A 23729-nucleotide genomic window follows, 5' to 3' on the forward strand; every position below is an offset into this window, starting at 1 on the left:
CGGAGGTGATCGCCGCGAACTGGCAGAATTGCGGGAGTGAAACCTGCTTTCGGTAACCGCCCCCACGACCCATCACCCTCACGGGCGGGCGGCTTCGGGGCAGGATTGGCTCGCTGGACGCGCCGACTGATCGCCGGTGCCGTGTTGATGGCCGTGGTTCTGGTCGGGGGTACTGCGTTCCGGGTGTGGCAGGTGGCGCGCATCGACGACACGCGGCCGGCCGACGCGATAGTCGTTCTGGGCGCGGCTCAGTATTCCGGCACTCCGTCGTCCGTCTTCGAGGCCCGACTCGAGCAGGCGTACAAGCTGTACAAGCGCGGAGTGGCGCCGCAGATCATCACTGTCGGCGGTAAACAAGAAGGTGACGAGTACACCGAAGCGGCGTCGGGAAAGATGTATCTGACCGATCGCGGAATTCCGTCGAGTGCGATCACCGCAGTGGAGACCGGTTCGGACACACTTCTCAGTATCGACGCGGTGAGCGCCGAGATGTCCTCGCAGGGAATCAATTCCGCTGTCCTGGTCAGTGACCCGTGGCACTCCTTGCGAACGCGGACGATGGCCCGCGACACAGGACTCCAGGCGTGGACCGCACCTACTCGTCAGGGCCCGGCTGTCTTCACCCGCGAATCCCAGTTGCACGGAATCGCTCGCGAAACCGGCGCGCTGCTCTGGTATCAGCTCACGCACTTCTCGGCAGACTTCCCCTACACGGCAGGGCAATAGAGACCATGACAGCTCACACCACCTACGGAGGCGGCACCTACTCCGAACACGACCTCGAACGTCGTGTCGTCGAGGCGCCGAAGCGTGCGGGGTTGCCGGGTTCGCAGATCGCAGCGGCGCAGCATCGTTCGGACTTCTCGCGAGATCGGGCGCGTGTCCAACACTCCGCGGCTTTGCGGCGCTTGGCCGACAAGACCCAGGTTGTCGGCCCGCGCGACGGTGACACACCTCGCACGCGGTTGACGCACTCGATGGAGGTCGCACAGATCGGGCGAGGGATCGCCGACGGACTCGGTTGCGATCCGGACCTGGTGGACCTCGCCGGTCTCGCGCACGACATCGGGCACCCGCCGTACGGTCACAACGGCGAGAAGGCCCTGGACGAAGTCGCCAAGGACTGCGGAGGTTTCGAGGGCAACGCGCAGAATCTGCGGATATTGACCAGCCTCGAACCCAAGATCCTGCGCCCCGACGGTCTCAGTGCCGGCCTCAATCTCACCAGGGCATCACTCGACGCAGCCATCAAGTACCCCTGGACCCGGCCGCAGCCCGGCGCGAAGTTCGGGGCATACGACGACGACGCAGAGGTGCTCGCCTGGGTTCGAGAGGGGGCGCCCGAGCGTCGGCAATGCCTGGAAGCTCAGGTCATGGACTGGGCCGACGACATCGCGTATTCCGTGCACGACGTGGAGGACGGGGTGATCGCAGGCCGTATCGACCTTCGCTCGCTTGCCGATCCGTCCGAGCAGCGCGCGCTGGCAGAACTGGGGGCCTCCGAGTTTCGGGGATTGGTAGTCGACGATCTGATCGACGCCGCTCAACGGTTGTCCGAACTCCCCGTCGTACGCGGGGTCGGAAGTTTCGACGGCACACTCGGAAGTTCCGTCGCGTTGAAGAATCTCACGAGTGAATTGGTGGGTCGCTTCGCCACCGCGGCGATCGCCAGCACCCGGCTGACACACGGTGACCGACCCCTCTCGCGGTATCAAGCCGACCTCGACATACCCGAGGCCGTCGCATCCGAGGTGGCGTTGCTCAAGACCGTGGCGCTGTACTACGTGATGTCCGACGCCGGACACAAGGCGCGTCAGGATCGACAGCGTGATCGTGTTCATCGCGTCGCGGAATGGCTGCTGGCAACTGCGCCGGCCGGGCTCGATCCGATCCTGCTGCCCGCGTGGGAACGCGCCGCGGACGACGGTGCTCGGGTCCGGGTAGTGGTGGATCAGATCGCGTCGTACACGGAGAGTCGGCTGGAACGGGTGGACAAAGCGAGCCTGGGCGCGCAGGCCAGCTGGGGCTGAGCCGCTTACGCCTTCAGCAGGTCATCCGCGTCGACGGGTCGGTGGTGGTATCGAGCCACTTGCCGTAAGCGTCGCCGCCTGCTGCGCGAACGTCCTTGCAGATCTTCGACTCGGTGTTCCCGGATTCGCGATACACCGTGTAGATCGCCGTCCCCGAATCGGAGACTTGACGCAGTGACGGGCAGGACTGGTCTGTGCGTAGGTATTTCGAGCCGGGGAACGCGTCGAGGTAGTTCTGGATCTCGCTGGCGTACGTTGCCGGATCGGTGGCATTGGCCAACACCACGATTCCGGTTCCTTTGCACGAGGGGACGGTGATCGGCTTGCTGACCCCGAGGTCGCCATTTCTCGCGCCCGGGTTCGACGCCCGGGTGGTCGTGGTCGCCTGCAGTCCGGCGGTGGGTAGCGGCTCGAGCTTGGGCGTTCTGGCCGGCTCCTGAGTGGGTGCCGGTGCTGACGTGGCGATGGAAGCTGCTGCAGTGGTGGGTGATTCGGGTCCCGAGTTCCCCAACATCACCCAGGCTGCCGTGCCTCCTGCGGCCAGAACGAGTGCAACTCCAGCCGCACCGATCGCGATCGGGGCTCGGTTTCGCTTGGTCTTTGTCGCGATGTGCGTGTAGTTCCCGTTAGCGGGATTCGCCGTGGTGTAGATGGGCGGCCCGACGATCGTGGGGTGCAATCCGCCGGCGGCACCGGGGGTGTCGGTCGTCGAGAGGGCCTGCCGCGCTTGGAGTGCGAGCGCTCCCGTAGTCGGATAGCGGTGTGCGGGATCCTTTGCCATGCCGTGAGCCACGATGGCGTCAAAACCTTGCGGGAGCGACGGAACTGTCAGTGTGGGGCGTGGCGGCGGAGCGTTCAGGTGCGAATTGACCAGATGCTCGATGCTTGTGGTGTTGAAAGGTGTTGTTCCGGTGAGTGATTGGTAGAGGACACAAGCCAGGGAATAGACATCCGCTGCGGCCGTCGGCGTTTCGATTCCGAACCGCTCCGGCGCCATATATGCATACGAACCGACTGCGCTTCCCTCGGTGGTGATCTTCGTGTCCGTCTGTGAGTATGCGATTCCGAAGTCGACGAGGTAGGCGAAGCCGTTGTTCGTGAGAATGATGTTGTCTGGTTTGACGTCGCGATGGATGAGTCCGCGCGCGTGCGCTGCGTCCAGCGCTGACGCTATTTGCGAGACGATGTCGACGGCTCGCGCCGGTGTGAGTCGGCCGAACTCGGTCAACTCGGCTCGCAATGTGTGGCCTTCGACCAATCGCATGTCGATGAAGAGGACTCCGTCGATTTCGCCCCAGTCGTGTACCGGGATCACGTGCGGTTCGTTCAAGGCGGCGGTGGTGCGAGATTCTCGGCGGAAACGAGCTTGGAATGACGGGTCGGCCGCAAGTTCGCGATGGAGCAACTTGAGTGCGACCAGGCGATCCTTCGAGGTGTCGTACGCCTCGTACACTTCACCCATTCCGCCTCGGCCGAGGAGGCGACGCAACTCGTACACGCCGAATCGGGTTCCTGATCGCCCTTCGTGCGAGCTCGAGGCGTTTTCAGTCATCGTCGGTCCCATCGCTGCGGTGCAGAGTCGGCCATCAACATATCGTTGTCAGGAGGTGCCGGGGGACCGCCTAGACTGATGTACGTGGCGGGCCGAATTTCTGACAGAGACATCGCGGCCATTCGCGAACGCACTCGCATCGAGGACATCGTCGGTGAATACGTTTCACTCAAGCGTGCCGGTGGCGATTCGATCAAAGGTCTGTGTCCCTTTCACGACGAGAAGTCGCCGTCGTTCCACGTGCGACCCAACCACGGCCTCTACCACTGCTTCGGCTGCGGTGAGGGCGGGGACGTGTACTCGTTCCTGCAGAAGATGGATCACATCAGCTTTGTCGAGGCTGTCGAGCAGTTGGCGGATCGGCTCAGCTACACGATTTCGTACGAGGGTGGTGGGCCGTCCGTTCAGCGCGATCGCGGCACTCGTGCACGCTTGATCGCGGCAAACGCGGCGGCTCAGGAGTTCTACGCCGCTCGTCTGCGCGAACCCGATGCCCAGGCGGCTCGCGACTACCTCACCGAGAGAAACTTCGACGGTGCCGCAGCACTGCAGTTCGGGTGTGGATACGCGCCCGAAGGTTGGGACACTCTCACAAAACACTTGATGTCCAAGGGCTTCGAATTCAAGGAACTCGAAGCAGCCGGGCTGTCCAAAGAGGGGCGACGAGGTCCGATCGACCGGTTCCATCGCCGTCTTCTGTGGCCGATCCGCAGCGTCGCCGGTGACGTCATCGGCTTCGGTGCCCGCAAGCTTTTCGACGACGACACCATGCCGGGTAAGTACGTCAACACGCCGGAAACGATCCTCTACAAGAAGTCTCAGGTCCTGTTCGGCTTGGACCTCGCCAAGCGCGACATCGCCAAGGGGCACCAGGCGGTAGTCGTCGAGGGCTACACCGACGTCATGGCGATGCACTTGGCCGGCGTCAAGACCGCCGTCGCTTCGTGTGGAACCGCCTTCGGTGAGGAGCACCTCGCGATGCTCCGCCGACTCCTGATGGACGACAGCTACTTTCGCGGTGAGATCATCTACACCTTCGACGGTGATGCCGCAGGGCAGGCCGCTGCGATGAAGGCGTTCGAGGGTGATCAGAAGATGGCCGGGCAGACGTTCGTCGCCGTCGCGCCCGACGGAATGGACCCGTGCGATCTGCGTCTGAAGTCTGGTGACGCCGCCGTTCGCGACCTCGTGGCACGGCGCACTCCGATGTTCGAGTTCGTGGTGAAGTCCATCCTCACCGAACACGATCTGGAGACCGCTGAAGGTCGCGTCGAGGCACTGCGTCGCACCGTCCCCGTCGTTGCGCAGATCAAGGAATCAACTCTGCGCGACAGCTACGCGAATCTGTTGTGCGGATGGGTCGGTTGGGACGATCTTCCGTCGGTTCGACGACGCGTGCGTGACGAAGCTCGCAAACGGGCGTCGACGCGCGGATCTTCACCGGCGCCCAAGCGTCGTCAGGTTGTCGAGGCACCTGCCGCCGATGCGCTTGCGCTGCCGATCGGAATCTCCAGGCCCCGGCCCAACGATCCGGCGCTCTCGACGCAGCGAGCTGTCCTCAAGGCCGCATTGCAGCACCCTGGCATCGCCGGCAGTGTCTTCGACTCGTTGCCTCCCGAGTCATTCACCCACCCCGCCTACGTTGTCATCAGACAGGCAATGGCTGACGCCGGTGGAACGAGCAAGGGGCTCGGTGGCGCCGAGTGGATCGAAGTCGTCACCAAGGGCGTCGAGGACATGACGGTGGCCTCGGTTGTATCTGAGCTGGCCGTCGAACCGATGCCGTGCGACGAAGACACGGTTCCGCGCTACATCAACGGAGTGCTCGCACGACTGCAGGAAGCGTGGGTGGGCGAGCAGGTTGCCGACCTCAAATCCAAGCTTCAGCGCGTTTCACCTGCTGCGGCCCCCGAGGAGTACAACTCACTGTTCGGAGACCTCGTGGCGCTGGAGCAGTATCGCCGACAGCTGCGTGAGCAGGCTGTCGGCGACCAAAGCGTCTGACCTAGCGGTTTTTCTTCAACTGGTCGTGGGGGACCAGAATCGTGGTCTCCTCGTTGATCGGCTTCATCGGCTCGAGCTTGGGCTGAGTACTCAGTGAGTCGGCCAGCTTCTGCCGTGACGCGTCCAACACCTTCTTGGTGGCCGGACTAGTGGCCACCGCCTTCGCGGCCCGGCTGATCTGCTCGTATCGTGCGCGGCCCGCTTTGGTTCCCAGGACGTACCCAGCTGCAACACCGATCAACAAACGCATCATTCCTGCTTCCCTCCAGCACCGATCGTCCTGACTCCATCCTGCCTGATGACTCGCTGGGCAGGCGATTTGGTACTTCGGTGGAGGATTCGCTACAGTTTCTCAGGCAACGCCGGAACGGGCGAAGCGAGCAAGACAATCCCCTGTAGCTCAATTGGCAGAGCTTCCGACTGTTAATCGGACGGTTGCTGGTTCGAGTCCAGCCGGGGGAGCAGCAAAGCCCCTCACCTGAGAAATCGGGTGGGGGGCTTTCTTGTATTCGTCGCCGCTAGTGCGTTTGCAGCAGACCCGCCGATCGAAGTGCCGATTCGACGTCTGCCGCTTTGTTTGCTTGTTCTGCGAGAATTCCCAGCCGTCGAGCGCTGAGGACGTTCACCGGGTTGTCGTCGACGAAGAAGGTCTGCTGTGGACGCGCATCGAGAAACTCCAGCGCAGCCAGGAAGGCCGCAGGGTCGGGTTTGGTAGCTCCGAGCATGCAGGAGAAAACATGCTCGTCGATTGCCACTGGAGTTACAACACTTTCGATGGCGGCCAACAGGACAGGTCCATTGTCGGAGAGTGTGGCGACCGCGACGCCCTCGCTTCGAAGCGCGATTGCGAGATCGATGACTGCGCGGTCCGGGATGAAGGCCTTGGCCCAGGCTCGGCGAAGGTCGTCGCGGTCACCGGGAAACCCGAGCCGTCGAAAGCGTTCCAGGATCGCGGTTTCGGAGTGAAGGCCGAGGTCGCATTCCTGGTCGAACCCGGACGCGAACACGAGGGCATGAATCTCTTCTTCAGTGACGCCGATGGCCGCTGCCAGTTCTGCGGCGCGAAGTTCAGGCTCGAATCGCCACAGCACACCGCCCAGGTCGAACAACACGAGTTCAGGTGGTCCGCTGTCGTTCGCCATGTCGGAGAGGATAGGCGTCATCAGCACCCGTGAACGCGACGCGTAGATATTGGCGACAGATGCACCAAAGCCCGACGCAAGTGTCTGCGTCGGGCTTTCGGTGGAACCGTCGAACTGTTTGACGGGTGCGCTTACTTCGCTGCGCGATCCGACGGCTCGAACAGCCGGATGATGTGGCTGGGGTTGATGTAATAGACACCATTCGGAGAATTGAGGACGAGAGTGTCTTCGGTGAAATCGGTGACGGTGCCGTTCAGCTTCGCGCCGTCGGACATGATGATCCGGATCGTGGCCTTCGAGTTCTTGAATTCGGTCAGTGCAAGCTTCATGTGGTGATCCTGTTCCGTGGGGTGTGCACTCCCACGGTATCGGCTCATCGCGCCTGTGCCGACCAACCTTGGAAGACTCGACTCGAAAGAGTGCAACGCGTCACCGCCTGCCCGATTGTGATCCGCGTCGGATGTGCCGGTAACATTCGGATTCGCCGCGATGCATCGCATCCGGATGGGGCGGTAGCTCAGTCGGTTAGAGCCGTGGACTCATAATCCATTGGTCGCGGGTTCGAGCCCCGCCCGCCCCACAGAATAATTGCAGTTCAAACGCACTTTCGAGGAATCCGGGAGGGCGTCTTTTTTGCGTATGCCCACATTCTGCCCACGTTCTCAATCAATCCACCGACCTTATGCTGGCCACGTTGCTCGTGGCGAGGGCGGCAGCATCGAATTTCGACGCCACATCTTCTAGATGATCGTCAAGGAGGCGTTCGTATTGAAAGCAGGGTAAGTCTCTGCACATTAGAAAAGGCTGTCCGGTTTGTAAATGTTGAGGAGAAGGGGTAGTCGCGATCGGTGGTCGAAGGAAAAATGCTGATACCAAACGTATTTCAGTTCCGGTGAGTGTTCACGATCGGACCGGCCGCGAATATGCGCATTCGATTTCTCAATAGGTGGGAACCGGCTACTCAAGGCGCTGTCCTCTATGTGAGGTCGCCCGCTGAGGTGGCTCCACGCCCAGCTCAGCCGGCCGTCGCATCTGAACTGTCAGGAACGGGCGCGCTCTGGTTGGCCCGCCATGCGACCGGCCAGGTCGAAGCCTGAGGCCTATGTGTGTCGAGTCCGAGAAGGCGGGGCACCTCCTGATCGGCCGCCCGGTGGATTGGGCACCTCGAAGTTACTCGGCAACTGTGAAACAAAGATGCAAGTTGAGTGGAAACCCAGCAAATAAACGAGGGTGGCCCTGACCTCGGGGGAGAGATCGGAAACCGCACTCAATTTTAGGTTCAGTCTCGCCAGTCTTCGCAGCACCATCGGCCACAGACTTGCCCGAATCCAACCTCCACCCAACGCTTCCGCCTCTGGATCCACAATTTTCGAATCTAGGCATGCTGACACTTCCGTCGGGCCTTCGCAGTGGAGCAAATCGAAACAGTCGGCACTGTATGCGGTTGAATGTCAATGGCGCCCCTGGTTCCCGCCGAGAAATCGGGCGAACTCTTTACGGGCGGGGTATCCCGGTGGGAGGTAGCAGTCGCCGGGAATGCGGAAGCCTGATCGAACGCAAGGTCGAAATATCTCGTGGCGAGATGCGCGGACAGCGGAACGAAATTGGCGGACTATCCGACGATTCGCAGAACCGATGGCCGAGCTTCGTTCGGAGGGGTGAGCTACGCAACTCTTACTCCACGGCGGGCCGACCAAGTATGCCGACATCAGGAGCAGGAGGAGTATCTATGACACGACGTTGGGTAAGTCGGTTTGGTCCGATGGTTCAAGCGGGAAGGACGCAGCCGGAACGGTCGTATGGCTGCGTTCACTACTCTTTGGCTGGTTAATTGCGATCACAACCAGGGGTATTACCGCGACCCAAAAGATCGGGTCGATATCCCGGAATTTGGTTGCCACTTCTGTTGCGCCTGTCACGAAGAAGGCGACCATGTACGCGAGTGGGTAGAACTGACCTTGCCGGGCCCAGCATGCGGCGGACCTGGAGGCGACGAGTAGCAGTATGCCGACAGTGACGGCAGTGAGTAGTCCGCCAGTCGCCAGTGAGTTCACGAGCATGTTGTGTCCATGGAACGCGATGTCTATAAGGTCGTTTCGTACTTTGCTGATCTCGCTGTACCAGGCGTGCCCTTTGCCGAACACAGGATTCTCGCGCCAGGCTGCGAGGCTGCCAATCCAGATCCTGCCTCTCGACGACAGTGCGTGGGCGTCAGTTGTCATCAATGGAATTGTGACCATCGTGGCGGCCGCAGCCATCAAAGCCACTGCGGCCCACTTTCCACGGAGCGGGCTACTCAGGAGTTTTGCAATGAAGACTGCAGCAAAGGCGGCGAGAGTGGCGGCGAGCGCAGTCCTGGACCCGGACCACAAAACTGCAACGCCGACAATACCGATCAGCGTCCATCTCGCGCGAGAGCTTTGTGCGAGTAGGACTGCTGGAGCACCAAGGGCGAGAATCACTCCGAGCACGTTCGGGTGGTTGTAAAACCCTGCAAGGAGGGTGGATCCGAAGTTCGCTTTTTCGGAATCAGTGAGTGCGCCACTGGCCCCTGCCATCAAGCCTTTGGCGGGTGTGACTAGTCCGAGCGTGATGCTGCCTGCGGCGACAAGCCCGATCATCGGCGCCAGTATCCTGAGGTCAGGAATTGTCGCGGAGAAGGCGTAGAGGGCGAGCACCACTGCCGGGTATGCCGCGGCGTGTATAGGCGGCATTCCCGTTTCGTACATGGTGTGGGCGATGGCCAGTGCCCAGGGGGCTAGGCAAGCCCAAAGCGCAATCTGACTGTGTTGCCCCACCTCTAGGGAGGAGTTTTTACGGACGATTGCAAGTGCGCAGCACAGCAGGGTGAGGTAGATCAGAGCGTACGAAACTAGAGCCGCGGCCTGGGTTGTGGAGGCTACGTCAGCTACTGCGTTGGCGCGCCGCTTGGTCAGCGCGACTTGAGTGAGACCCGGGATGGTGCATGCAAGGAATGCGACGATGAGGATTGTCGAGATTTGTTTCCGACTCGGGTTTGGCTGTTCATGTTGGATGGCCGATTTGGTGCGCCGCATCCGTCCGTACGCCCATGGCATGACGAGAGTGGCGCCTGCTGAGATGGCCGTTCCGATGAAGATAACGAGGATGGCGGTGTCTACTGTTTTAGGTTCAAACATCGACACGGTCCAGCGCTAGGTGAGGCATCGTTTCATTGTCCGGTGCGCTGGTGCCTTGGCCTACGGGTTTTGGTGCGTGGATCGTGCGACGAAGGTCCTATTTGTTTTGTCGGGTGTCGCTACAAAGCCCCGATCTCGTTGCGAGGTGAGTCGATCCTTTGCGGTTGCACAAGGATCTTGCGGTTGCACATGAATGTCGCACCTTCGTCGATCCCAGACGAGATGAAGGTCTCGGATCCGGATGCGCAGCCCTCGACAGCGTCGGATATTCAGTGCCACTAGGTGAGGCCGAGACAGCGACATGTCGGAAGATGAAGGAAAGTAGGCACCTATTCAGGTATTTCGGCGTATGTGCTCAACGTGCTGAAGTGTCACGCTTTAGATGTGCCTACCGGTGTAGGTGCAAGGCAGTCGAGCCGTCCCCCCGCGGCTCGGCTGCCCCTCAACAGGCGGCACCGGGCCCGAATGGCCGCCTTAGAGCTGGCGACTGCAAGTTCCGACTCGGGGTTGGATACGACTCGGGATCGCACGCGCAGCTGCAGATCGGTTGTCCGACGCCACGGGTGTGATTACCGGCATCACCATGGACAGCTGACTTCAGTCCGAGATTGCGTTCAACGTGAACGATCGAAATCCGTTCGACTGCCGAGCAATACACGCAACCTTTCATCGACGCGCTGACCGGGAGCCGACCGTCGGTACCGACTCAACGCGAGGGCTGGAAGCGGAAATTGGCCCCGCAAGTTCGAGGCCCATTATCGGTTCTGAAAAGCGCTGTCTAACACGGGCTGTCAATGTCGAGGACTTTGCGCTCGGTCACGCTCAGTTGTCTGATGAGGGTGACGGGAAACATTTCTTTGTGCCGAATCCATCCTTGTGTACTTCGGTGGCGACTCGGGCTCGATTGTCGCTTTTTCGTGCTCCGTCAATCGTGGAATCCGCGGCGTGCGAGAGTTCGGTTAATTGCCTCGACCGAGTGTAGAACCGGGCAATTGGAACAAAACACTTGTCGAAGAGTTACATTTGTTGATAAAGTGTAACGAGATGTTGAGAATCGACAGCAATTTCGAGGTCGCACTACCGGAGGCCGACGGGCGCCGGGGGATATCGGTGTGCTGTCGATGGGTGGCGACGCCGCTGCGCGCCGCAACACGGATTCGGCGAACTGTGGCGGGTTGGACCCCTGATCCGACGGACCAAAAGTAACGGAGAACGTACTGTGGCAATCAAGAACTCGATCGCGCCTGGTTTTATGGACAATCACGGAAACAGGCTGTTCGGCAACACTATTCGATCAGCTGAGGGTGAGGCTCTGGTCGAACGGCTGAATACCATGTTCGAGCAAGCGAACAGGACAGGTCGGGTGGTCAATCAACGAGAACTCTCGACCGTGCTTTTTGCGCAGCGATCCGAGGGTTCGGCGGGCGACCGGTCGATTCCGGCGCCCGAGAGGTTGATGCATGCAACCGAGGGGCTCTCGTGCGAATCCTTCTCCCTGTTGATTTTGGCGGCCGAACATTTACTGCGTTCCGAAGGAAAACTCGTCGAATCGCTTCCCTCTCAAGAGGGTTGACGAGGTCAGTTGGAGCTTCGTCCACAAGGGCACAGGCTCGCCCAGGCGAGCGTCGAGCCGGGTGCGTGTCAATAGAGCCGCTGGCACCGAACACGGATTAACACGTACCTCGGGAAGCCGCATGAAGTGAATTGACTATCGCAGTCTGCTGTTGCGGTGTGAACGCTGCCCAGGCGCTGGCGGAACCCACGAGTTCAGGGACATCGTTCCATCCAGGGCTCTGTAGCCGGGCCAACGCCGCCTCGACCGTCCCGAAAACTTCGAGGTACGCATGTGCGTCGTCGCATGTGAAGGCGAGTTCGTGGGGTTCCGCGTCGCCCACGTCCCCGTCGCACGAAGTAAGCATCAGCACGAATGGAGTCGCAATAGCGATCATGATTCGCTTCATCGGCCAATCGAAGCAGACTGACCCCGCCCTGGCGGACTATTCTCGATCCATGCCGATCACCCCGGATACAAAGAACTGGACCTGGGTCCTCGAACGCCCATGCGGCGAGTGCGGGTTTGATTCGTCCGCTGTGGCGTTCGCGGATGTTCCAGATCTTGTGCGTAGCAATGCCGTCTCGTGGGCCGAGGTACTGGAGCGCGAGAATGTGACGGAGCGACCGGACAGCGAAACATGGTCAGCGCTGGAGTATTCCGCCCACGTACGCGACGTGTTCCGGATCTTCAAGGTGCGGTTGGAACAGATGCTCGAATTCGACGATCCGCGATTCGAGAACTGGGATCAAGACGCAACAGCCGAGGCCGAGCGGTACAACGACCAAGATCCGGCAACGGTGGCATCGGAATTGTCCGACGCCGCGGCGGAAGTCGCGAACGCCTTCGAAACCGTGCCAGAGGGTAGCCGCCAACGACGGGGTCTCCGCAGTGACGGATCGGCGTTCACCGTCGAATCGTTGGCGGCCTACTTCATTCACGATCCGATCCATCACCTGCACGACGTCTCGGCGTAGTCAGAGCCCGCGCACCTCCTCGAGGGTTCTTCTGGCTCCGACGGAGTGCAACGAGTCGAGGGTCTTTCGGAAGCTTGCGACAAATCGGCGATCGTCCACGAGATCGCCGAACACTTGGCGGTACCCGATGAAGGCCAACGGGTCGCTCGATTGTTTCTGGGCGAGCGGCACCAGAACGTCCGACAGCTGATCGACGACGGTGATGGGATCTCCGTTCTCGTCTGTGCCCTCGGCGTAGCGGGCCCAGCTGGCGACAATTGCGGTGGACAGGTTGATCGACCCACCGGTGTCGAGTTGGGTCCGGATGACGGGCAACAGCCACTTGGGAATTCGATCGGACGACTCGGCGCACAGACGCGCAATCGTGTCGCGGACCTGGGGGTTCGAGAATCGTTCGATGAGGGTCTTCTTGTACTGATCGAGGTCGACGCCGGGTACCGGATCAAGGGTCGGCGTCGCTTCCAGATTCATGTAGTCGAGCAGGAACCCTGACAAGAGTTCGTCCTGGCATGCCTCGTGGACCAGGCGGTATCCGGCAAGGTAGCCGAAGTACGCGATGCCTTGATGGCTGGCATTGAGAAGGCGCAGTTTCATCAGTTCGTACGGGCGAACATCCGGCACGAGATTGACGCCGGCATTCTCCAGAGGTGGCCGGCCTGAGGTGAACTCGTCCTCGAGGAACCACGCGGTGAACGGCTCAGCCGCGACCGGCCACTGATCGTCCACGCCAAACGTCTCGGCGATCTCGGTGGTCACCTCGGCTGTCGTGACGGGTGTGATCCGGTCGACCATGGAGTTGGGGAAGGCGCCGTTCTCGTCGATCCACTCCGCAAGTTCGGGATCCTTCAGGGCGGCGAACGCTCCGACAGCCGTCCTGGCGACCGATCCGTTGCCTTCGATGTTGTCGCAACTCATGATCGTGAACGGGGCGAGGCCCCGGTCGCGACGGAGTGCGAGTGCAGCACAAATCAGACCGAAGGTGGTGCGGGGGAGTGTTCCCGGCTCGAGATCGTGCATCACATCGGGATGGGACGCGTCGAACTCGCCCGTGGTGTGCGAGATGTTGTATCCGCCCTCGGTGATGGTGAGAGATACGATTTTCGTCGATTCGGATGCCATCTTTTCGATCACCGCCTCCGGATCGTCGGGCGCGAACAAGTACTCGACGATCGACCCGATGACCCGGCCCTGGAGGGTTCCGTCAGCATGCTTGAGCGCCAGCGTGTAGAGGCCGTCCTGCGCGCGGAGTGCGTCTTTCATTCGCTTGTCCGACGGCATCACTCCCACTCCGCAGATTCCCCAGTCGAAGGCTTCACCTCGTCGCAGGAGGGTATCGATGTACATGGCCTGGTGTGCACGGTGAAAGCCTCCGACACCGAAATGCACTATGCCGGTGGTGACTTTGCTCCGGTCGTAGTTCGGCACTTCGAGTTCAGCATCGAAGTCGAGCAAGGTCTTCGTATTGAGTTCCATGAAAGTTCTAGTCTCCTTCGGCGACGATGACTACGGCTTTGATGCTGCCGGGAATGCGATCGGCCACCAGGGCCTCTTGCGATCGTTCGAGTGAAAAGCGTGCTGTGACCATCGAATCCAGATCGACGCGCCCGGCAGCGACCAGTGCGGCGGCGATCGGCCACGTGTTGGCGTACCGGAACACTCCGGTGAGCATCAGTTCGCGATTCTGAATGATCGGGACCGGCAACGGTATCTCGTCGGCACCCATTCCGACCAGAACGACGGTCCCAGCGGGCCGAACTGCGTGAATCCCGTCGATTACTGCGGCCGTGGCACCCGAGGCGTCGATGAACGCATCGACGGCCAGCGAGCGTACGTCGCTTTCACGAGGATCAACGACGGTTGTTGCGCCGAATTTCAGTGCCACATCACGCCGGGCCGCATCGATGTCCGAGACGATGACTTCCGTCGCGCCGAATGCCTTGGCCACCTGCGTCGTCACGATTCCTACCGGGCCGGCGCCGGCGATCAACACACGAGAGCCGGCAGTGATTCCCGCTTTCTGGGCTGAGGCGATCCCTACGGAGAGTGGCTCGAACAGCGCAGCTGCCTCGTAGGACACGGAATCTGCGATGGGATGGGCGAAGTCGGCACCGATCGTGACGTAGTCGGTCAGTGCACCGTCGATCGGCGGCGTCGCGAAGAACTCCATATGAGGGCAGAGGTTGTATCTGCCTGCCTTGGATTCGGGACTTGTCGGATCGGGCTTCTGAGGCTCGATGGAGACGCGCTGCCCGATGCGTCTTGGGTCGACGCCGTCACCGACTGCGGCGATGCGTCCCGATGCTTCGTGTCCGAGAACGAGCGGTGAGTTGACTACGTAAGGGCCGATGCGACCTTCGTGAAAGTAGTGCGCGTCCGACCCGCACACGCCCACGGCATGGATGCGAACGAGGACTTCACCCGTCTTCGGGGACGGTCGTGGTCTCTCGACCATCTGCATCTTTCCGGTCTCAACAAGGACATTTGCCCGAATTGTCGCAGGTAGATCGACGGATTCTCCGGAAACTGTTGTGTGGGTCACAACGTAGATGTTAGCTTAATGAGCATAAGAACATCTAGTGAGCATCTGCTCACGATCAAGAAACTTTGAACCTGATACACAAGGAGACCGTGTGAACCAGTCGGCTCAGCCCGCAGGACTCAAGTCGTCGAAGTTGCCGGCTTCCGAGGATGTGCGGCTCGCCTTGCGGGCAGCGACCATGTATCACCTCGAAGGCGCTACTCAGGCGGAGATTGCAGCGAAGTTGGGCGTCTCGCGGCCTACGGCCGGGCGGCTGTTGGCCAGGGCGCGGACGCAAGGTTTGGTCAGGGTCGAGATTATGGTGCCGCCGGAGCTCGAAGGTTCGGTGAACACGGAGTTGGAATCGAAACTGGAGAAGCACTTCGGGTTGGCCGAAGTTTTGATTGTGCCCGAAGCAAATTCGGACTCGGACGATCCGGACTTCGACGCGCTCGGCCGACGAGCAGCGGAAGTTCTGGTTCGTCGTCTGCAGCCGTCGAGCGTTCTCGGGTTTACCTGGGGTCCGGAAACCGTTGCGGTAGCAGGATCTTTGCCAGACAAGGCGGCGAAGTGCTCGGCTGTGGTACAACTTGACGGCTCCATGACGGTGACCGACTACCAAACCGGTGTCGACTTCACCATCGGCCGATGTGCACAACAGTTGCAGGCCAATCCTATTCGCCTCAATGCTCCGCTATACGCCGACCCGGCGACTGTGGAGTCGATGCGAAACGACTCGGTCATCTCGAAGGCGCTGCAAGCCGGAACTGATTCCGACATCATGGTTTTCGGAGTTGGTGCCGTCTCGACTGCCACGACCTTGTTTGCCGGTAGCTTCGTCGACTCGACCATGCTGGACGAGTTGGAAAGTCGAGGCGCTGTCGGTGAAATCGGCGGCCGTTTCTACACGATCGACGGCAATCCAGTGGAGGGGCCACTGCCTGAGCGAACGGTCTCCGTATCGCTCGACGCAGTGAAATCCTGCGATCAGACGATTCTGATTTCGGGGGGAACACACAAACGCCAGGCCGTTCTGGGCGCATTGCGCGGAGGTTTGGCAAACGTACTCGTCACCGACGTCGAGTGCGCCCAGTGGCTGCTCGAAGGCTAGCGATCTCACGAGTTTCGCTGTCCGAGCGCGCGACTGACACGCAAGTGTGAAGGAAGGTAATCCGTGAAAACAGGAAGACGAGTGTGGGGCGCTGCCGCGGCGGCGCTCTGCCTCCTGGTGTCGGGATGTGCGGGCGCTGGTGCGCTCGGTGGTTCCGGCGAACGAACAGTCACCATCGCGATGGTGTCGAACTCGCAGATGCAGGACGCCATCAAACTGGCGCCGGCTTTCGAAGCCGAGAACCCTGGCATCGACCTCAAATTCGTCAGCCTTTCCGAGAACCAGGCGCGTGCCAAGATCACAGCGTCGACGGCAACCGGCGGCGGTGAGTTCGACGTCGTGATGATCAGCAACTACGAGACACCTCAGTGGGCCGCCAACGGTTGGCTCACGAACCTGTCCGAGTATGCAGACAAGACGCCCGGTTATGACGCGGACGACTTCATACCGTCGATCAAGACTTCTCTGTCATACGAGGACAGTATGTACGCGGTCCCGTTCTACGGGGAGTCGTCGTTCCTGATGTACCGCAAGGATCTGTTCGATCAGGCGGGGATAACAGTTCCCGAAGACCCGACGTGGCAAGAAGTTGCAGGTTGGGCAGCGCAGTTCGACAACCCGGATGCCAAGATGGCGGGAATCTGTTTGCGTGGAAAGCCTGGCTGGGGTGAGGTACTCGCGCCGCTGAACACCGTGATCAACACCTTCGGTGGACGCTGGTACGACGAGAATTGGAATGCGCAGCTGACCAGTCCGCAGGTCGAGGATGCGGTTCAGTTCTACGTGGACACGGTCAAGGAGCATGGTCAGCCGGGCCCTGCCACAAGCGGATTCGGTGAATGTGCAACACAATTCGCGCAAGGCAACACGGCGATGTGGTACGACGCGACGTCGGCTGTGTCGGTTCTCGAGGACCCTGCGTCGTCGAAGGTAGTCGGCAACATCGGATATGCGAAGGCCCCGAAGGTCGAGAAGTCCGATCCTGGTTGGCTCTACACCTGGGCGCTCGGAATCCCGGAGTCGGCAAAGAACAAAGATGACGCCTGGAAGTTCATTTCCTGGATGACGAACAAGGACTACATCCAGAAGGTCGGAACCGAACTCGGCTGGTCGAGAGTTCCTCCGGGAAGTCGCCTATCGACCTACGAGATTCCGGAATATCAAGAGGCCGCACAGGCATTCGGTCCGATCACCCTCGAATCGATCAACAATGCAGATCCGAAGAACCCGACAGTGCAACCGGTTCCGTACACCGGCGTCCAGTTCCTCACCATCCCTGAGTTTCAGGACCTGGGCACTCGCGTCAGCCAGCAGATCAGTGCTGCCATCGCGGGTCAGAAGAGCGTGAAAGAAGCGCTCGAACAATCCCAGCAGTATGCCGAGGTGGTCGGCAAGACCTATCAGGAGAACCGATGACTACGGTTGCCGAGCCCAGAACTACGGTGGACGACGCGCCACCGGTCCGTGTCGAAAAGAAGATCTCCCGCGCCGAGGGTTGGCGTCGTAGAGGTCCCCTGTTGCCGGCGTTGATCTTCTCGATCGTCGTCACCCAGATTCCGTTTCTGTTCACCCTCTACTACTCGACGCAGTCGTGGAACCTTGTCCGGCCGGGATCGCGGCACTTCAACGGGTTCGACAACTACATCGAGGTTTTCAAGGACAGTCAGTTTCGGGAAGTCGCGGTCAACACGGTCATCATGATCGTGGGTACGGTCATCGTTTCGGTGATCCTCGGACTCGCGTTGGCACTCCTACTCGACAGAGCCTTCCTCGGTCGCGGGATCGTGCGGACACTGCTGATCACGCCATTTCTCATCACCCCCGTCGCTGGCGCATTGCTCTGGAAGACAACAATGTTCGACCCGGTATTCGGTATCGTGAACTTTGTCCTCCAGCCTTTCGGTGTCGGCCAGGTCGACTGGGTCAGCAAGTTTCCGCTCGCCGCCGTCATGATCAATCTGATCTGGCAGTGGACGCCTTTCATGATGCTGCTCATTCTGGCCGGCTTGCAGTCCATGCCCCGAGACATCCTCGAAGCCGCACGGGTGGACGGAGCCAAGCCGTTTGCGATGTTCCGCGAACTGACACTGCCGCACCTGCGCCGCTTCATCGAACTCGGTGCAGTTCTGGGTGCGATCTACCTCGTGAACACCTTTGACGCGGTGTACATGATGACCTCGGGCGGGCCAGGCGTGGCCAGCTCGAACCTGCCGTTCTACATCTACCAGCGCGCATTCCTCGGCTTCGACGTAGGTCAAGCTGCGGCGATGGGTGTCGTGACAGTGATCGCGACCATCATCGTCTCGACACTCGCGCTCCGATTGATCTTCAAGAGCTTCACCGGCAACGAGGAGGCGGCGTGATGACTGCCGTAGAGACGACAAGCGCGACGACCGACAAACCCGTCGTCAAGAAAAAGAAGAGCAGTAAGTTCAGTCCGTGGTCGGTCGTGGCGTGGATCGCCGCTCTCGGATTCTTCTTCCCGGTCTTCTGGATGGTCCTGACCGCGTTCAAGACCGAGGCAGACGCCTACACGGACCCGCCGAAGCTGTTCTTCACTCCCACCCTCGAACAGTTCCGTGCCGTCCTCGATTCCGGTCTGGGTACAACGCTGGCGAACTCGGCATTTGCCACAGGAATGTCGACGATTCTTGTTCTGCTACTGGGTGTTCCGGCTGCGTTTGCATTGTCTCTTCGCCCGGTGAAGAAGACGCAGGATGTGCTGTTCTTCTTCATCAGTACCAAGATGCTCCCAGTCGTCGCCGCAATCGTGCCGCTGTACGTGATCGTCAACGACATCGGATTGCTCGACAACATCTGGGCGCTGGTCATCTTGTACACATCGATGAATCTGCCGATCGCAGTGTGGATGATGCGTTCGTTCTTTCTCGAAGTCCCCGGCGAGCTTCTCGAAGCCGCCAGCATGGACGGCGCGAGTTTGTGGACCTCGGTTCGAGAGGTGATCCTCCCGCTGATCTCGCCCGGAATTGCTGCGACTGCGCTGATCTGCGTGATCTTCTCGTGGAACGAATTCTTCTTCGCAGTCAACCTGACAGCTGTTCAAGCGCAGACGATTCCGGTCTTCCTGGTCGGGTTCATCACCGGCGAGGGCCTGTACTGGGCTCGGCTCTCCGCGGCAGCGACCATGGCGGCATTGCCCGTCATCCTGGCCGGTTGGTTCGCCCAGAACAAACTGGTGCGCGGCCTGTCCTTCGGTGCAATCAAATAATTCTCCTCACCCTCTCAGGAGTTCGTCATGGCTGAAATCTCGTACCAGAAAGCGTCTTGCATCTACGAAGGTGCCGGGACCCTCGCTGTAGATTCACTCGATCTTGACATCAAGGACGGGGAGTTCATCGTGCTCGTCGGTCCGTCAGGTTCCGGAAAGTCCACGGCCCTGCGCATGTTGGCAGGGCTCGAGGACATCGATTCCGGTGCGATCACCATCAACGGCAAGGACATGACCGATGTCCCGTCGAAGGATCGCGACATCGCAATGGTCTTCCAGAATTACGCGCTGTACCCCAATAAAACCGTCGGCGAAAACATGGGGTTCGCGTTGAAGATGCGCGGTGTGCCCGTCGAGGAGCGTAAGAAGAAAGTTGCCGAAGCGGCCAAACTGCTTGACCTGACGGAATACCTCGACCGCAAACCTGCCAAGCTTTCCGGTGGTCAACGGCAGCGAGTTGCCATGGGCCGAGCAATCGTTCGTGAACCGCAAGTGTTCTGCATGGACGAGCCGCTCTCCAACCTCGACGCAAAGCTACGCGTCCAGACCCGCACGCAGATCGCGGCGTTGCAGCGTCGTCTCGGAACCACCACCGTCTACGTCACGCACGATCAGGTGGAAGCGATGACGATGGGTGATCGCGTGGCAGTGCTCAAGGGCGGCAAGTTGCAACAATTCGCTTCTCCGACCGAACTTTACGATCGGCCGGCCAATGCGTTTGTTGCCGGCTTCATCGGATCTCCAGGTATGAACTTGGTAACGGCGCCGGTCAGTTCGGGTGGGGTGCGTTTCGGCGACGTCGAGGTTCCGCTGGACCGCGAGCAGATGGCGGCAATCGCCGCGGCCGGTCTGGCTTCGGTCACAGTAGGAATTCGGCCCGAGCAATTCCAGGTGGTTGCTGCCGGAGACGGAATCGCAGCTCAGATCGACCTGGTAGAGGAACTGGGCAACGAGTCGTACATCTACGCACACGTGCCTGGAACCGAAGCCGACCCGATCTCGCTCGTTGCACGCACCGGCGGGCGATCGAAGCTGCAGTATGGCCAGACGCTGGGCTTCGAGCGGGTGGACGGTCCTGTTCACCTCTTCGACCCGACTACGGGTGAGCGCGTGGGTAGCTGAATCCCACCACAATCGTGACCTGCTCGGCACCCGAACTCGTTCGTGCCGAGCAGGTCACATCCATCTTCGACTGGTGAGAAGGTTAGGGTCTACCGATGAGTGATACACGCGAACGATCCGTCGTGGTGTGTGGTGAGGGACTGGTTGATCTGGTTCCGGTGGGGGAGAGCTTCTCACCCAAGTTGGGCGGTGGACCGTTCAATGTTGCGATCGCGGTGGGTCGACTCGGATCCGACGTGGGATTCGTCTCTCGCTTGTCCACCGACGCGTTCGGAGATCGGATGATCGACTCGCTGGCCGCGTCGAATGTCGACACGACCGGAGTCGAACGTGGGCCCGAGCCGACAACTCTGGCCGTCGTGAACCTTGCCGCGGACGGAGGTGCGCGGTATTCCTTCTACCTCGAGGGAACGGCGGATCGACAGTTCGCGCTGCCGAAACTTCCCTCTGCCCGGGCATTCTCGTTCGGAACGCTGTCGCTGGTGCTCGAGCCCGGGGCCTCCGCTTACGAAGCCATGCTGCACGAAGCGCACGCCCGCGGTCGACTCACCATGGTGGACCCCAACATTCGTCCGGCGGTGATCTCGGACCCGGAAGCATATCGACGACGATTTCGTTCGTGGTTGCCCGCCATCGATATTCTCAAAGTGAGCGACGACGATGCCAAGTGGTTGGGTTCGGTCGACGGCGCCGAGTGGCTCGACGAAGGCGTCGGCGCCGTACTGCTCACCCGTGGTGGTGACGGGTTGCGGTTGATCACCAAGGAACTCGATGTTTCGGTGCCCGCGCCCGCAGTCGACGTCGCGGACACGATCGGTGCGGGCGATACCGTTCACGGAGCCCTGCTGGCCTACCTTGATCGTCACGACGCACTCGACGTCGCCGTTGTGCGCGGGTTCTCCGAGGCAGATTGGTCGGCCGCGTTGACCTTTGCCGCACGCGCGGCAGCCGTCACCGTGTCACGACCAGGGGCGGATCCGCCGTGGTCAAGGGAGTTGGGCCTGCCCGTCTAGCACTGGGGACCACCGCCCTACTGCGAGCGCAGTACGTCGAACTGCCTACCTGTGCACGATGTGCGACGGGGTCGTGTATCGGCACAGTGATACGCATGTCGATATTCCTGTACAAACTCTCGCGACTCGCGTTTCGCCGCCGCTGGGCAATGGTGGGCTTCTGGGTAGTCCTGCTGGTGGCGGGCGGAGTAGGCGCAGCAACGCTGTCCGGTCCGACCGTCAATACATTGTCGATCCCGGGCACAGAATCGCAAGCGGCACAGGACCTTCTGGCTGAACGGTTCCCGGAATCGTCTACCGGCGGAGCCAGTGCTCGCATAGTCTTCGAATCTCCGGCGGGCACGACGCTCGCCGATCCGGCCATTCGGAAATCCGTCAGTGAATTGGTCTCTGCGCTCGGGAAGGACCCTGAGGTTGCAGCGGTATCGGATCCGTATGCCTCCGGCGGAGTGTCGCCGACCGGGACGATCGGATACATGCAGGTCTCCTATACCGCCGACTCGATGGACTTGCCGGACAGTTCGAAAGAACTGCTCGAGTCCGCCGTCCACGACGCCTCGGATTCAGGGCTGGCAGTCGATGTTGCCGGCAACGTGCTGATGGAAAGCAGCGCCGAATCCATGGGAGAGGTGATCGGAGTCGCGATCGCCGCGGTGGTGCTGACCGTCACCTTCGGTTCCTTGGTTGCGGCGGGGCTTCCGTTGATCAGCGCGTTGATCGGCATCGGCATCGCGATCTGCACGATCACCATCGCAACTGGTTTCATCGAATTGGGTTCGAGCACAACCGTCCTGGCAATGATGCTGGGGCTCGCCGTGGCGATCGACTATTCGCTGTTCATCGTCTCGCGCTACCGCTCCGAACTACGTGACGGACATGATCCGGAAATTGCTGCGGGCCGCGCAGCGGGGACTGCGGGTTCGGCCGTAGTGTTCGCGGGGTTGACCGTCCTCATCGCACTGGCCGGACTGTTCGTCGTGAACATCCCGTTCCTGACAAGCATGGGTCTGGCTGCAGCATTCGCAGTTGCTGTTGCAGTGGTGATTTCACTGACGCTGCTGCCCGCCACACTCGGATTTGCAGGGTCGCGCGTCCTGAGTCGGTCTGATCGTCGACTGCTGGCGTCCGGCGGTGAACTGACACACCGGAAACAGTCGGAGGGGGCGGGCTCGCGATGGGCCAAGTTCGTGATCCGGCGTCGAGTTCCGGTTTTGCTCGCGTCAGTCCTCGGGTTGGGATTGCTGGCGATCCCCACCTTCGGAATCAACCTGAGTTTGGCGAGCCCACCAGTGCCCGACACAACTGCCGCCAGGGCTACCGACCGACTATCCGAGGGGTTCGGTGCCGGGTTCAGCGGTCCGCTCATGGTGGTCGTCGACGTTGCCGACGCCACCGATCCGGCAGTGGCATTGAGCGGCGCCCAGGAAAAGCTCGGTGCTCTGCCTGACATAGCGGCAGTGACGCCGCCAGCACTCAATCAGGCCGGCGATACAGCAGTCATCACGGTGGTTCCCTCGAGTGGCCCGGAAACCGAGGCAACAAAGGCGCTCGTCGCAGATATACGTGAGGTCGCCGGATCACTGACCGACGAGACCGGGGCCACGATGTCGGTCACCGGTCAGACAGCGTTGACGATCGACGTCTCGGATCGCCTGGCTGATGCCCTCGTTCCCTACCTCGCATTGGTCGTCGGCCTCGCCTTCATTCTTTTGATGCTGGTGTTCCGCTCGATCTTGGTACCGCTCAAGGCAACTCTCGGATTTCTGCTCTCGATCGGTGCGACGTTCGGTGTGCTGGTCGCGATCTTCCAGTGGGGTTGGTTCGCCGGCATTCTCGGAATCGAAGGCCAAACCGGATCAGTTGTGGCGATGTTGCCCATCTTCATGATCGGCATCGTCTTCGGGTTGGCGATGGACTACCAGGTGTTCCTCGTGACCAGAATGCGTGAAGCGTTCGTCCACGGTGACGGACCGGACGAAGCAGTCGTGAAGGGCTTCGACCAGGGCGCCCGAGTCGTCACGGCCGCGGCGCTGATCATGATCGCCGTTTTCGCGGGCTTCATCTTCGGCGGCGACGCCTTCATCATGCAGATCGGACTCGGACTCTCGTTCGCGGTTCTGTTCGACGCCTTCGTGATTCGTATGACCGTCGTACCTGCCGTCATGTCCCTGTTGGGCTCGAAGGCATGGTGGTTCCCCTCATGGCTGGACCGGTTGGTCCCGAACGTCGATGTCGAGGGGGAGCAGTTGACTGCGCTGCTCGCAGATTCGAAGGAATCCAGTGAACCCACGAGCGACAAGTTGTCGGTATGACCCGGATAC

Annotated in this window: 20 protein-coding genes and 2 tRNA genes; 14 read left to right on the forward strand and 8 right to left on the reverse strand. The window is 60.8% G+C overall.

Annotated elements, in window-relative coordinates; translation table 11 throughout:
* Positions 1–36 precede the first annotated feature (36 nt).
* On the forward strand, positions 37–726 hold the full coding sequence (locus AC2ETI_RS13885) for a YdcF family protein (protein WP_007731109.1): 690 nt from the start codon (positions 37–39) through the stop codon (positions 724–726).
* 5 nt (positions 727–731) lie between these two features.
* The gene (locus AC2ETI_RS13890; protein WP_019748992.1) at positions 732–2030 is read left to right on the forward strand and encodes a deoxyguanosinetriphosphate triphosphohydrolase; all 1299 of its coding nucleotides are present in this window, start codon (positions 732–734) and stop codon (positions 2028–2030) included.
* A 13-nt stretch (positions 2031–2043) separates the two neighbouring features.
* On the opposite strand, the gene AC2ETI_RS13895 is transcribed toward AC2ETI_RS13890, so the two are convergent.
* The gene (locus AC2ETI_RS13895) at positions 2044–3582 is read right to left on the reverse strand and encodes a serine/threonine-protein kinase (RefSeq protein WP_435369473.1); all 1539 of its coding nucleotides are present in this window, start codon (positions 3580–3582) and stop codon (positions 2044–2046) included.
* A gap of 84 nt (positions 3583–3666) precedes the next feature.
* On the opposite strand from AC2ETI_RS13895, the gene dnaG reads away from it, so the two are divergent.
* Positions 3667–5586 (forward strand): DNA primase, encoded by a 1920-nt coding sequence (gene dnaG / locus AC2ETI_RS13900; protein ID WP_483634037.1) that lies wholly within the window; start codon positions 3667–3669, stop codon positions 5584–5586.
* 1 nt (position 5587) lies between these two features.
* Here dnaG and AC2ETI_RS13905 read toward each other — a convergent pair whose 3' ends face one another.
* Entirely contained in the window at positions 5588–5839 is a 252-nt protein-coding gene (locus AC2ETI_RS13905; protein ID WP_003941570.1) for a hypothetical protein, read from the reverse strand.
* 136 nt (positions 5840–5975) lie between these two features.
* Here AC2ETI_RS13905 and AC2ETI_RS13910 point away from each other — a divergent pair.
* Positions 5976–6048 (forward strand) — tRNA-Asn (locus tag AC2ETI_RS13910).
* A 56-nt stretch (positions 6049–6104) separates the two neighbouring features.
* On the opposite strand, the gene AC2ETI_RS13915 is transcribed toward AC2ETI_RS13910, so the two are convergent.
* Complete coding sequence (locus AC2ETI_RS13915) at positions 6105–6728, reverse strand: HAD-IA family hydrolase (protein ID WP_483634038.1); 624 nt, start codon at positions 6726–6728, stop codon at positions 6105–6107.
* A 131-nt stretch (positions 6729–6859) separates the two neighbouring features.
* Positions 6860–7057 carry a hypothetical protein gene (locus AC2ETI_RS13920; protein WP_003941659.1) on the reverse strand — a complete coding sequence of 66 codons (198 nt, stop codon included), beginning with the start codon at positions 7055–7057 and terminating at the stop codon, positions 6860–6862.
* A 177-nt stretch (positions 7058–7234) separates the two neighbouring features.
* Here AC2ETI_RS13920 and AC2ETI_RS13925 point away from each other — a divergent pair.
* Positions 7235–7308, forward strand: a tRNA-Ile gene (locus AC2ETI_RS13925).
* Between the two features lie 1147 nt (positions 7309–8455).
* On the opposite strand, the gene AC2ETI_RS13930 is transcribed toward AC2ETI_RS13925, so the two are convergent.
* A complete protein-coding gene (locus AC2ETI_RS13930; RefSeq protein ID WP_099697619.1) occupies positions 8456–9886 on the reverse strand; it encodes an O-antigen ligase family protein in 1431 nt (476 codons plus the stop codon).
* A 1363-nt stretch (positions 9887–11249) separates the two neighbouring features.
* Between AC2ETI_RS13930 and AC2ETI_RS13935 the strand changes: the two genes are divergently transcribed.
* The gene (locus tag AC2ETI_RS13935; RefSeq protein ID WP_483634039.1) at positions 11250–11459 is read left to right on the forward strand and encodes a hypothetical protein; all 210 of its coding nucleotides are present in this window, start codon (positions 11250–11252) and stop codon (positions 11457–11459) included.
* Between the two features lie 97 nt (positions 11460–11556).
* On the opposite strand, the gene AC2ETI_RS13940 is transcribed toward AC2ETI_RS13935, so the two are convergent.
* Positions 11557–11847: a hypothetical protein gene (locus tag AC2ETI_RS13940; protein WP_483634040.1), complete on the reverse strand. Its 291-nt coding sequence runs from the start codon at positions 11845–11847 to the stop codon at positions 11557–11559.
* 49 nt (positions 11848–11896) lie between these two features.
* Here AC2ETI_RS13940 and AC2ETI_RS13945 point away from each other — a divergent pair, with 49 nt between their 5' ends.
* The gene (locus AC2ETI_RS13945) at positions 11897–12415 is read left to right on the forward strand and encodes a DinB family protein (protein ID WP_031331961.1); all 519 of its coding nucleotides are present in this window, start codon (positions 11897–11899) and stop codon (positions 12413–12415) included.
* Here the strand turns inward: AC2ETI_RS13945 and AC2ETI_RS13950 are convergent, their stop codons facing one another.
* Positions 12416–13888 (reverse strand): mannitol dehydrogenase family protein, encoded by a 1473-nt coding sequence (locus AC2ETI_RS13950; protein WP_483634041.1) that lies wholly within the window; start codon positions 13886–13888, stop codon positions 12416–12418. It abuts the gene before it with no gap.
* 7 nt (positions 13889–13895) lie between these two features.
* The gene (locus AC2ETI_RS13955; protein ID WP_031331962.1) at positions 13896–14906 is read right to left on the reverse strand and encodes an NAD(P)-dependent alcohol dehydrogenase; all 1011 of its coding nucleotides are present in this window, start codon (positions 14904–14906) and stop codon (positions 13896–13898) included.
* 139 nt (positions 14907–15045) lie between these two features.
* On the opposite strand from AC2ETI_RS13955, the gene AC2ETI_RS13960 reads away from it, so the two are divergent.
* The 7 genes from AC2ETI_RS13960 (at position 15046) to AC2ETI_RS13990 (ending at position 23720) form a co-directional block, all read left to right on the forward strand.
* Positions 15046–16044, forward strand: a complete 999-nt coding sequence (locus AC2ETI_RS13960; RefSeq protein WP_021334180.1) for a sugar-binding transcriptional regulator — start codon at positions 15046–15048, stop codon at positions 16042–16044.
* Positions 16045–16107: 63 nt separating this feature from the next.
* Positions 16108–17460: an ABC transporter substrate-binding protein gene (locus tag AC2ETI_RS13965; RefSeq protein ID WP_259119350.1), complete on the forward strand. Its 1353-nt coding sequence runs from the start codon at positions 16108–16110 to the stop codon at positions 17458–17460.
* Entirely contained in the window at positions 17457–18407 is a 951-nt protein-coding gene (locus AC2ETI_RS13970) for a carbohydrate ABC transporter permease (RefSeq protein ID WP_019748978.1), read from the forward strand. The genes AC2ETI_RS13965 and AC2ETI_RS13970 overlap by 4 nt, the downstream gene beginning before the upstream one ends.
* Positions 18407–19273, forward strand: coding sequence for a carbohydrate ABC transporter permease (locus AC2ETI_RS13975; RefSeq protein WP_020969937.1), 867 nt, complete (start codon positions 18407–18409; stop codon positions 19271–19273). The genes AC2ETI_RS13970 and AC2ETI_RS13975 overlap by 1 nt, the downstream gene beginning before the upstream one ends.
* A 27-nt stretch (positions 19274–19300) precedes the next feature.
* Complete coding sequence (locus AC2ETI_RS13980) at positions 19301–20395, forward strand: ABC transporter ATP-binding protein (RefSeq protein WP_019748976.1); 1095 nt, start codon at positions 19301–19303, stop codon at positions 20393–20395.
* A gap of 95 nt (positions 20396–20490) precedes the next feature.
* Positions 20491–21408 (forward strand): carbohydrate kinase family protein, encoded by a 918-nt coding sequence (locus AC2ETI_RS13985; RefSeq protein ID WP_483634042.1) that lies wholly within the window; start codon positions 20491–20493, stop codon positions 21406–21408.
* Between the two features lie 95 nt (positions 21409–21503).
* A complete protein-coding gene (locus tag AC2ETI_RS13990) occupies positions 21504–23720 on the forward strand; it encodes an MMPL family transporter (protein ID WP_483634043.1) in 2217 nt (738 codons plus the stop codon).
* Positions 23721–23729: the final 9 nt, after the last annotated feature.

Source organism: Rhodococcus sp. MurmanLake-1, assembly GCF_056945715.1.

What these genes read in the sequence shown, in the direction of transcription:
- AC2ETI_RS13890 (WP_019748992.1), top strand. Translation starts at nt 732, where the DNA reads ATGACAGCTCACACCACCTACGGAGGCGGCACCTACTCCGAACACGAC.
- AC2ETI_RS13895 (WP_435369473.1), bottom strand. Translation starts at nt 3,582, where the DNA reads ATGACTGAAAACGCCTCGAGCTCGCACGAAGGGCGATCAGGAACCCGA.
- AC2ETI_RS13905 (WP_003941570.1), bottom strand. Translation starts at nt 5,839, where the DNA reads ATGATGCGTTTGTTGATCGGTGTTGCAGCTGGGTACGTCCTGGGAACC.
- AC2ETI_RS13915 (WP_483634038.1), bottom strand. Translation starts at nt 6,728, where the DNA reads ATGGCGAACGACAGCGGACCACCTGAACTCGTGTTGTTCGACCTGGGC.
- AC2ETI_RS13920 (WP_003941659.1), bottom strand. Translation starts at nt 7,057, where the DNA reads ATGAAGCTTGCACTGACCGAATTCAAGAACTCGAAGGCCACGATCCGG.
- AC2ETI_RS13930 (WP_099697619.1), bottom strand. Translation starts at nt 9,886, where the DNA reads ATGTTTGAACCTAAAACAGTAGACACCGCCATCCTCGTTATCTTCATC.
- AC2ETI_RS13940 (WP_483634040.1), bottom strand. Translation starts at nt 11,847, where the DNA reads ATGAAGCGAATCATGATCGCTATTGCGACTCCATTCGTGCTGATGCTT.
- AC2ETI_RS13945 (WP_031331961.1), top strand. Translation starts at nt 11,897, where the DNA reads ATGCCGATCACCCCGGATACAAAGAACTGGACCTGGGTCCTCGAACGC.
- AC2ETI_RS13950 (WP_483634041.1), bottom strand. Translation starts at nt 13,888, where the DNA reads ATGGAACTCAATACGAAGACCTTGCTCGACTTCGATGCTGAACTCGAA.
- AC2ETI_RS13970 (WP_019748978.1), top strand. Translation starts at nt 17,457, where the DNA reads ATGACTACGGTTGCCGAGCCCAGAACTACGGTGGACGACGCGCCACCG.
- AC2ETI_RS13975 (WP_020969937.1), top strand. Translation starts at nt 18,407, where the DNA reads ATGACTGCCGTAGAGACGACAAGCGCGACGACCGACAAACCCGTCGTC.
- AC2ETI_RS13980 (WP_019748976.1), top strand. Translation starts at nt 19,301, where the DNA reads ATGGCTGAAATCTCGTACCAGAAAGCGTCTTGCATCTACGAAGGTGCC.
- AC2ETI_RS13985 (WP_483634042.1), top strand. Translation starts at nt 20,491, where the DNA reads ATGAGTGATACACGCGAACGATCCGTCGTGGTGTGTGGTGAGGGACTG.
- AC2ETI_RS13990 (WP_483634043.1), top strand. Translation starts at nt 21,504, where the DNA reads ATGTCGATATTCCTGTACAAACTCTCGCGACTCGCGTTTCGCCGCCGC.